Source organism: Bacillus mobilis (assembly GCF_001884045.1).
Taxonomy (GTDB): domain Bacteria; phylum Bacillota; class Bacilli; order Bacillales; family Bacillaceae_G; genus Bacillus_A; species Bacillus_A mobilis.
Genome location: NZ_MACF01000002.1, coordinates 1 through 1,616, shown reverse-complemented (window position 1 = coordinate 1,616; position 1,616 = coordinate 1). Strand labels below are relative to the sequence as shown.

Annotated in this window: 3 protein-coding genes; all 3 read right to left on the bottom strand. The window is 38.5% G+C overall.

What is annotated here, in order from left to right; all coding sequences use genetic code 11:
* Positions 1–120: 120 nt before the first annotated feature.
* From BAQ44_RS00015 to spoVAE, 3 genes are read right to left on the bottom strand one after another with little or no spacing between them, the layout of a single operon-like run.
* A complete protein-coding gene (locus BAQ44_RS00015) occupies positions 121–990 on the bottom strand; it encodes a DUF421 domain-containing protein (RefSeq protein WP_065382636.1) in 870 nt (289 codons plus the stop codon).
* Between the two features lie 20 nt (positions 991–1,010).
* Complete coding sequence (locus tag BAQ44_RS00010; protein WP_000215902.1) at positions 1,011–1,217, bottom strand: DUF1657 domain-containing protein; 207 nt, start codon at positions 1,215–1,217, stop codon at positions 1,011–1,013.
* A gap of 9 nt (positions 1,218–1,226) precedes the next feature.
* Positions 1,227–1,577, bottom strand: a complete 351-nt coding sequence (gene spoVAE / locus BAQ44_RS00005; protein ID WP_000575919.1) for a stage V sporulation protein AE — start codon at positions 1,575–1,577, stop codon at positions 1,227–1,229.
* Positions 1,578–1,616: the final 39 nt, after the last annotated feature.

Sequence of the window (1,616 nt, the reverse complement as noted above, 5' to 3'; positions counted from 1 at the left end):
TTTTGAAATTCCCTGCTTATGTATCTTCAACATCATAACCGAATTACATAAATTTAAACGTTATAAAAACTGTAGAAAAAAAGAAAAGAACGCCTTTTGACTGAAGCGTTCTTTCGATATCTATTCTTTTAAAAGATAGGTTACTTTATTTAAAATCTTTTCGATTTGTTTCGCGTTTTTACTATACATTTCGCTCGCTGATTTCGACTTTGTTTCTAAGGAAAATAGTTCAAGATCAGCATGACATTTTTTTAATGATGCTAATAATAAAGGTTTGTTTTGAGGAGAAGGCATTTGTAGTTTGTCATTATAAATGTCGATAGTCAGTTGTCCGTATGAATCAACTTGACCGAGAAAGACATTTTCGATAACAACACCGAGCTTTTCTAGTTCAGCATGTAGCCAAGCGCGGTTATGTCCACTTGCGGATAGCGGTTCATCTAAGACATTGCCATCCATAATAACAGTTTGTGGTTCTTTTTCGTTTGCTACTTTTAAACCGATGTCTTTTGCTGTGAGTGGTTGGCGATCTTTCTTTAATAATACATTTAATTCTCCGCTCGGTTCTAGTACAGCAAATTCAACATCAGCTACGCTGAAGGCATCTTTTCCACGAAGAAGTTCCAGTAATTCGTCACTTGTATATTTTTCTTTCTTTAAGTTGTCTTCGAGTATCTTTCCATCTTTTATTAATACGGTAGATTTCCCTTCAAAGAAGTCCCGAGCTGTTTTGTTCTTTAAAGAAAGGATTCCTGTTAAAAAAGGTACCACAGCGAAAATGAGTATCGCAAAGACGCCGTGAAAAAATTTTGAATCGAGCCCTGTAGATACTTGGGCAGCGATGGCACCGATTGTCATTCCGGCTATGTATTCAAAAAAGGAGAGCTGAGAGATTTGTCTTTTCCCTAACCATTTCGTAATAGCGAATAAAATAATTAATATGAATACAGAGCGAAGAATGACAAGTGTCCATTCCGGTAGGTGAGACATAGTCATTTCCTCCAGTCTACTTAAAACCCTTTATATTGAGGTTCTTCACGTTCTAATACTGAAACTCTATTTTGTAAATCCGCGATGATGCTCTCCATTTCTAACATACATTCATGAAATACACGTTTTGATTTTGCGTCCTGTGAATGTAGTGAAAGGGAGCTCAAACTTGCTTGAGCGCCCCTTACACTAGCAAGGCAGGTTTTGACGCTAGCGATAACTGTCATACGAACACCTTATCCTTTCGGTTTGAATAGCAATGCTCCGATGAAGCCGAAAATAATAGCTGCGGATACACCGGCGCTTGTTACTTTAAACATGCCGGTAATAACGCCAACGATGCCATGTTTTGCAGCTTCTTCCATTGCACCGTGAACGAGGGCATTACCAAAGCTTGTAATAGGTACAGTTGCCCCAGCTCCAGCGAAATCAATTAATGGTTCATACAAATTGAATCCATCTAATATAGCTCCAGCAACAACGAGTGTTGCCATTGTATGAGCTGGTGTTAGCTTTCCAACATCAAACATAAGTTGGCCGATTACACATATAAGTCCGCCAATGACGAAAGCCCAGAAAAAAATCATTGCGTTGCACCTCCAAATTCAATCGAAACGGCATGAGCG

Excerpts from the sequence above, each read along its gene's own strand:
- BAQ44_RS00015 (WP_065382636.1), bottom strand. The coding sequence starts at position 990 with ATGTCTCACCTACCGGAATGGACACTTGTCATTCTTCGCTCTGTATTC.
- BAQ44_RS00010 (WP_000215902.1), bottom strand. The coding sequence starts at position 1,217 with ATGACAGTTATCGCTAGCGTCAAAACCTGCCTTGCTAGTGTAAGGGGC.
- spoVAE (WP_000575919.1), bottom strand. The coding sequence starts at position 1,577 with ATGATTTTTTTCTGGGCTTTCGTCATTGGCGGACTTATATGTGTAATC.